Source organism: Verrucomicrobiota bacterium (genome assembly GCA_019247695.1).
Taxonomy (GTDB): domain Bacteria; phylum Verrucomicrobiota; class Verrucomicrobiia; order Chthoniobacterales; family JAFAMB01; genus JAFBAP01.
The window spans coordinates 21,334-28,535 of record JAFBAP010000014.1 but is presented as its reverse complement, the minus strand read 5'-3'; the positions used below and the strand labels follow the sequence as shown (position 1 = coordinate 28,535).

Genomic DNA, 7,202 nt, shown 5'->3' with positions numbered 1-7,202 from the left:
GGATCATGCAGTACCAGGGCCAGTACGGGACCGATTGGGGCAAGGTGCTGGCCTTTGTGAGCCTGACGCTGGCGCCGGCGGTGTTCTTTTACCTGCTGGCCCAGAAGCACATCATCGCCGGCCTGACCTCCGGCGCCGTCAAGGGGTAAGGGGGGCACCCGTAAAATTTGGAGTAAAAACTTTTTTAAGAACCAACCAGCACGCGTAACGACAGCACCACCGATTCGGAATTTAAGGCGGCACGCGCTGCTCCGGGCGGCTCGAAACAAGACGCCGGGATATGAGCCCTGGAACGATTTACCACGATTTAAACCTGTTTCGGAGCCTGGACAGAAACCAACCCGTTCAATACGTTCATAGCCAGGGCATGGGTGCATGTCCCCCTCACGATTCCGGGAGTTAACCCCCACCAATTTAGCAGTGCGCCGTTATAGACCTATGAGCCCCGCATTTCCTGACATCAGCAAGATCCCTTACGAAGGACCGACCTCCAAAAACCCCCTGGCGTTCAAACATTATAACCCCACCGAAGTCATCGAGGGCAAAACGATGGCCGACCATCTCCGCTTTTCGGTGGCGTACTGGCATACCTTCCGTGCCGGTTTGAGCGACCCGTTCGGCGTCGGAACCGCCATCCGCCCATGGGATGACGGCTCAAACTCGGTCGAGAACGCATGCGATCGCGCGCGCGTGGCATTTGAATTTATGGAGAAGCTGGGCGCGCCCTTTTACGCCTTTCACGATCGGGATGTGGCGCCGGAAGGTGCCAGCCTCGCGGAATCAAACCGCAATCTCGACGCCGTGGCTAAAGTGCTCAAAGAAGAGCAGCAACGCACAGGCATCAAACTACTCTGGGCCACGGCCAACCTCTTTACCAATCCCCGATTTCTGCACGGGGCGGCCACGAGCCCGAATGCCGACGTCTTTGTCCATGCAGCCGCGCAGGTGAAAAAGGCGCTTGCGGTGGCCCGCGAGCTGGGTGCCGAAGGGTATGTCTTCTGGGGAGGCCGCGAAGGGTATGCAAGTCTCTGGAACACCGATATGAAGCGGGAACTGGACCACTTGGCGAAATTCTTTCACATGGCCGTCGATTACAAAAAATCGATCGGTTTCCAGGGACCGTTTTACATCGAGCCAAAGCCGAGGGAACCCACCAAACACCAGTATGACTCTGATGCGGCCGCCTGCCTGAATTTCCTGCGCGAATACGGCTTGCTGGAACATTTCAAGCTCAACCTGGAAACGAATCATGCCACCCTGGCCGGCCACTCGATGGCTCATGAATGCGAAGTTGCCGCCGCGGCCGGGGCCCTTGGATCCATCGACGCCAACACCGGTGACGAATTGATCGGCTGGGACACCGACCAATTCCCGAGCAGCATTTATCTCACGACGGAGGTGATGCTCGTCGTCCTAAAGGTGGGCGGATTCACGACGGGCGGCCTGAACTTTGACGCCAAAGTTCGGCGCGAAAGTTTCGAACCGGTTGATCTTTTCTATGCGCACATCGGCGGCATGGATGCCTTCGCGCGCGGCTTGAAGATTGCATCCGCGATTCGAGCCGACGGCCGCCTGGCTGACATGCGGAAGCAGAGGTATTCATCCTGGGATGACGGCATCGGCGCCTCTATCGAAGCGGGCAGAGAGGATTTCAATTCACTCGAAAAATATGCGCTGGGCCACCCCGACCCCGTCCAGCACACGAGCGGGCGCCAGGAATTATTCGAGAATATCGTGAATGAGCTGATCCGCTGACCGGCGGCTACGGCAGGAGCCTCTTGGAGGGCATAAAAGGGGGCCGGGACAGCGCAAGCGTTCCGGCCCTTCCTTTGTTTCCTTCATGCCGTTCGGAGCCGCCCGTACCGGAAGCCGATGGATCCTCCCGCCGCGGGCCATCAAGGGTGGAAGGCTTCAAAACAATCGTATAGAAATTCAAACAGACTTTTTATTTGTTGCCGGGCGGCCATGGGAGTTAGATGCACGGTTACTAACAGCGCGCTTTAACCTCCGGTTCGTTCTCAACCTTCGCTTTTCCAACAACTGCAAAGGTCCGCCGGCCGCGTCAGGTGGGAGTGCCGTCCTGCGCCAGGGGTGCCCCGGTCTGAACGTGCCTTCCGTTTTCATGGGCCAGAAAAGCAGCGAGCTCGCCCAGCGTCGCGAGGGTGACGTCCGGCGCCATGCCCCAAGGGTCGAAGATTTTCGTGCCGCCGCGGTTAAGCCAAGCCGCCCGTAAACCGGCCGACTTGGCGCCAATGACGTCCCAGGGATTAGCGGAGACCAGCCACACGCGGCCGGGCCGGCCATTCACGGTTCGGAAAAAGTGCAGGTAGACGGCGGGATCAGGCTTGAAGGAATGGACAGAATCAGCGCTGACGATGCCGTCAAAGTGGGCGAGCAGACTGCCATTTCCCAGGAGTGATTCAATGCTTTGCCGGCTGCCGTTTGAAAAGGCGTAAAGCCGGTGGCCGCCGGCGCGCAAAGCCTCGAGTCCGAAGGCGGCATCGGCAAAAACGGGCAGCCGTTGGTAGAAGCCCAGCACGTCCTGGAAGGCGCGGTCTTCCAGGTTGATGTTCAAAGCCTGAGCGCTGCAGGCCAGGGCGTCCCGGGTGCAGACGTCGAAGGGTTGATAGTTGCGCATGAGGGCACGGCGAAAGGCGTATTCGATCTGTTTTTCACGCCAGAGTTCGGCAAATCGGCCTGCCTGATCCCCCGCGTATGGCCGGAGCGCGACGGCGACGGCGAGAGGGTCGACCAGGGTACCGTAAATATCAAAGCCGATGACCTGGGGTTCGTTCATGTCTGGAGCAGGGTAGATTGCGTTTTTTGCTTTACCAAGCGGCGACGTCCCTCTGGCCAAGGGGGAGGTCGCCGGCGGGCGCGGTCTCTCTCCGCCGTACGGGCTCGGTTTGAATGATTTAGAAAATGACCCGTCCAATTTATAACGAACGCTTCATCGCAGGGTGAAGCCAAATAAGGAGCATCAATGCTGCATTACGCGATAATCTTTCTAGTTATTGCCATCATCGCCGCCATCTTCGGGTTCAGCGGCCTTGCCGGAACAGCCGCGTGGATTGCGCACGTGTTGTTTGTTGTTTTCCTCGTACTGTTTATCCTGTCCTTCTTCTTTGGCCGGCGATCATCTTTGTAACGGCTCGAGCTAAGGGTTGGGTTGGAATGCCGGCGGAAGTGCAACACTTCCGCCGGTGTTTTTTTGGGGGGCACATATTGGGCGAGGAGCGGCGCTGTGCCCGCCGGACGCCCGAACTTCTCGGACGTGCTGGCTAAGCGGCTGGATTTCTGGTTCGTTCAAGGCTGATCTCCACACCATGCGAAGCCTCCCGATTATCGTAATGATTGCCGCCGGAATTTTTGTCTCATTGCAGGGACCGGTGAACCTGCGCCTGCGTCTGGCGACTGAGTCACCGGTCTTCAGCGCGGCCGTCTCGTTTTTAACGGGCGCGTTGATTTTGCTGACGATCGCTGCCGCCGGCCAATTCGGGGGATTCGGTGCAGGTTTTCGGGGATTGCTGGCGGCTCCGTGGTGGGCCTACTTCGGCGGCGCCCTGGGAATCACGTTTGTGCTGGGGGCAATCCTGTCCATCCCGATTGCCGGCACCGCGGTGGTGATTTGCTCCGGGATCCTCGGCCAGATGCTGGGGAGCATGCTGGTGGATTCATTCGGCTGGTTTGGCGTTCAGCGAATTACGCCGACCCCCCTGCGGGTGCTGGGCGTCAGCCTCGTGTTCGTGGGCGTCCTGCTGGTCCAAAAAAAGTGATGAGCGGCTGTTGGCCGGCGTGAAATTGAGCGCGGCCGGCGTGCAAAGGCGGTGACCCGTACAGGCGTCGAGGCGCCGGAGCGCTGCCGCCGGCGGGTCTTTAGGCTTCCAGGAACTCCTTTGCCAGCTCAATCTCGGCGATTTTCTCCGCCGGACCCAGCATCGTAAGGTTGAATTCAGGATCGACGGTGATCTCGAGTTGTCCTCCGGGCATGGAAACGGTTACGGGCGTCGCGCAAAGTCCCAGCCGGACGCAAGCCGCAGCGGCCGCGCAACTGCTGCTGCCCGAAGCCAGGGTGTAACCGGCGCCGCGTTCCCAGATTTCGATCTGGAGTTTATGGGCCTGAAGGATTCTTGCAAATTGCACATTGGTCCGGTTTGGGAAATTCGCGTGAGTTTCGATCTGAGGGCCGAATTTAACTGCTAACTCCGGGCTAAGTTGCTCAACGGGGATCACGCAATGCGGGTTGCCGACCGTCACCGCCGTATAGCGGAACTCCTGCCCTCCCACGATGAGCGGTTCATTGACGGCGTCGCGGCGTGGACCGGTGACCGGGATTGTTGCACTGTCGAAGCTGGCGTGCCCCATCTCGACGAAAATGTTCCTGCCCCCATCGCGTACGTGGGCGCGCACCAAGCCTCCCAGCGTCCGGACGGTGAACGGTTCGGCAGCCACGGAGCGCTGGTCCCAAAGGTATTTGGCGAAGATTCGCAACCCATTCCCGCTTTTTTCGGCTTCGGAACCGTCCGGGTTGAGGATGCGCAGGCCGAAGCCGCCACCTTCCGCAGCCATTGAGGGGACGAGAATTCCGTCGGAACCGATCCCGAAATGGCGGTGGCAGATCTTTCGGATCCGCACGGCATCGAGCAGCGCCGCGTCGCCCACGTGCAGTACGAGGTAATCATTGCCTAACGCTTGGTACTTATGCAGTCGTAACGGGGTACCGGCCATATCGGAAAGGCGAACTTAGAAATGGGGACACCGGGTGTAAAACCAAAATCATGCGCCGGCCGGATGGCGCCTTCGGCGTGCGCTCGCGCCGAAGGCGGGCGGGAACGGCAGGGCCCCGGGCCGGCGATTCCGGGTCCGGCCCGTGTACCCACTTGATTTTTCCCCGGGCTGTCGGTGAGATTGGGATCTGTGGTTTTGCCTCCGGCTCGAACCTTGAAGTTTGCCTTTGGCGTGGTCGTCCTCGTTCTGGTGCTGGACGGAGTCATTTCGTTTGTCTCGGCGCGCCGCCTGGTCGAAGCCCAGTGGCTGATCCAGAACTCGGCAAGGTTTCTGCGGCAAATCAATACCACGCTTTCTTTCCTCAAGGACGCTGAGACGGGGCAACGCGGCTACATGCTGGGCGGTCGAGAAGAGTTCCTGGAGCCGTACCAGGTCGCCTTACAGAGTCTGCAGGTCGAGGTGCCGGCGATGATGGAGGAAGCACGGCAAGTCCTGCCCCGGCACCGCGACCTGACGGTTGCGTACGAGGGGGCAATCCGCAATGAACTGGACTTTCTGGCGGGAACCATCCGGACGCAACGGGCGCGGGACCTGACCAGGGAGGAACGGCAGGCCCTGGTGGTCCGAGGAAAACAGATCATGGATGAGGCGCGGGCGGTTGCCGCGAGGCTTATTTCAGCCGAGCAAATGAACCTGACCGCGACGCGCCGGGAATTCCGGCGGGCGGTCCGCTGGACCTATGCCACGTTTGGCCTCGCGACGGTCCTTAACCTGGCGCTCGTGGTTGCCCTGTACCGGACGGTTAGACAACACCTGGAGGGACGTGAGAGGGCGAGCCGGCAATTGGCGGAGAGTGAAGGGCAGCTGAGGGCGGTGGTGGAGTCGTTGCGGAGCAGCGAAAGCCGGCTCCGAGCCGTCTTCAACCTGAGCTCGGCCGGCCTTGCGCAGACTGATCAGACCGGAAAGTTTACCCTGGTCAACGCCCGTTTCGCCGAGATTCTGGGCTATGCCTCCGGCGACTTGATCGGCTTGAACCGGCGGCAAGTGGTCCCAAACCGGTTCCCCGGCACACCGGGCAGCGGTAGGGGGTGTTCCACCGTCATTGAAGTGGGCCGGAGAGAGCGGTGCCTGGTCCGGCGAGACGGAACCGAGGTTTGGGTTCTGGAGAGCGTGCGTCCCATTGAGGACGGCGAAGCCGGCACGGTTGGTTTTGTTACGGCACTGATCGACATCACCTCGCGAAAACAGGCCGAACAAGAGCTGCAGGATCTGCTCGTCACCCTGGAACACCGGGTCGAGGAACGCACTGCCGAACTTAAAGACGTTAATCAGCAACTCGAGGCATTCACGTACACCGTGGCGCATGACCTGCGGGCGCCCTTGCGCGCCATTCAGGGTTTTGCGGAGGCGCTCCGTGAAGACTACCAGGACAAGCTGGACGCTAACGCAGAAGAGTACCTGCGGCGGGTTGAAGCCGGGGCACGAAGGATGGAGGCGCTCCTTGAGGACCTCCTGAGTTACAGCCAATTAAGCCGGGCAAACCTTAAGCTTGTTCCGGTGGTGTTGGCCGCCGCCCTGGACGAAGTCACAACGCAGCTGGAAAGTGAAATCCGCGCACGATCCGCCCGGATCATCATACCCGAGCGGCTTCCATCCGTGTATGCGCACCTGCCGACGTTGGTCCAGGTACTTCAGAACCTCATTTCCAATGCCTTGAAATTTACTCTGAACCAACCTCCGGTCGTGGTGATCACGGCCGAAGAAATGGGCGGGTTGGTTCGCGTTTCGATCCGGGATTGCGGCATCGGCATCGCCCCTGAGTTTTTCGAACGAATTTTCCAGGTTTTCGAACGGCTGCACGGGCAGGACCGGTTCCCGGGGACGGGAATTGGCCTGGCGATTGTAAAAAAGGGGGTTGAACGAATGGGGGGGACTTGCGGGGTAGAGTCGGAGGTGAATCGCGGAAGCAACTTCTGGATTGAATTGCGCAAGGCGCCTGAGGTCGTATGAACAGACTCTCGAATTATCTGGTGGCCCTGGTGGAAGATAACCGTGACGATGCGTTCCTCATCCAACGGTCGTTGCGCCAGGCAGGCCTTTCACGGCCCGTGATCGTGTTTGAGGACGGGGACACCATCGTACAGTACCTGTCGGGCGAAGGGATGTATGCGGACCGGGACCGGTACCCGTTGCCGGATCTGCTGTTACTGGACTTGAAACTGCCGCGCCGGGACGGCTTCGAGGTGCTGAGGTGGCTGCGGGAGCAGCCGGGATTGTGCCGCCTGGTGGTGGCGGTGCTGACCGGTTCCCGCCAACACGCGGACGTGCAGCGGGCCTACGAACTTGGGGCGAATTCCTACTTGGTAAAGCCGGTCGGGCTGCAGGCGGTCACCACGCTGGGCGAGAGCCTGTGCCGGTACTGGGCGACAGTCAACGAAGGGCCACTGCTGAGCTGAGTGAACGGTTGACTTGCG

General features: G+C 60.1%; 8 protein-coding genes. 6 read left to right on the top strand and 2 right to left on the bottom strand.

The features are described 5' to 3' along the window. Both JO015_01335 and xylA read left to right on the top strand, forming a co-directional pair. The coding region (locus tag JO015_01335) for a carbohydrate ABC transporter permease (GenBank protein MBV9997732.1) at positions 1 to 149 on the top strand (149 nt) is incomplete at its 5' end. Between the two features lie 289 nt (positions 150 to 438). After that, the gene (gene xylA / locus JO015_01330; GenBank protein MBV9997731.1) at positions 439 to 1,755 is read left to right on the top strand and encodes a xylose isomerase; all 1,317 of its coding nucleotides are present in this window, start codon (positions 439 to 441) and stop codon (positions 1,753 to 1,755) included. A 307-nt stretch (positions 1,756 to 2,062) separates the two neighbouring features. On the opposite strand, the gene JO015_01325 is transcribed toward xylA, so the two are convergent. After that, positions 2,063 to 2,797: a haloacid dehalogenase type II gene (locus JO015_01325; GenBank protein MBV9997730.1), complete on the bottom strand. Its 735-nt coding sequence runs from the start codon at positions 2,795 to 2,797 to the stop codon at positions 2,063 to 2,065. Between the two features lie 186 nt (positions 2,798 to 2,983). Between JO015_01325 and JO015_01320 the strand changes: the two genes are divergently transcribed. Beyond that, on the top strand, positions 2,984 to 3,148 hold the full coding sequence (locus tag JO015_01320) for a DUF1328 domain-containing protein (protein MBV9997729.1): 165 nt from the start codon (positions 2,984 to 2,986) through the stop codon (positions 3,146 to 3,148). Between the two features lie 202 nt (positions 3,149 to 3,350). Further along, entirely contained in the window at positions 3,351 to 3,776 is a 426-nt protein-coding gene (locus JO015_01315) for a DMT family transporter (protein MBV9997728.1), read from the top strand. A gap of 100 nt (positions 3,777 to 3,876) precedes the next feature. Here the strand turns inward: JO015_01315 and dapF are convergent, their stop codons facing one another. Continuing rightward, complete coding sequence (gene dapF / locus JO015_01310; protein MBV9997727.1) at positions 3,877 to 4,728, bottom strand: diaminopimelate epimerase; 852 nt, start codon at positions 4,726 to 4,728, stop codon at positions 3,877 to 3,879. A 213-nt stretch (positions 4,729 to 4,941) separates the two neighbouring features. Here dapF and JO015_01305 point away from each other — a divergent pair, with 213 nt between their 5' ends. Together JO015_01305 and JO015_01300 are read left to right on the top strand one after the other, a co-directional pair. Continuing rightward, entirely contained in the window at positions 4,942 to 6,738 is a 1,797-nt protein-coding gene (locus JO015_01305; protein ID MBV9997726.1) for a PAS domain S-box protein, read from the top strand. Then, entirely contained in the window at positions 6,735 to 7,184 is a 450-nt protein-coding gene (locus JO015_01300; GenBank protein ID MBV9997725.1) for a response regulator, read from the top strand. Before JO015_01305 ends, JO015_01300 begins: the two co-directional genes overlap by 4 nt. Positions 7,185 to 7,202: the final 18 nt, after the last annotated feature.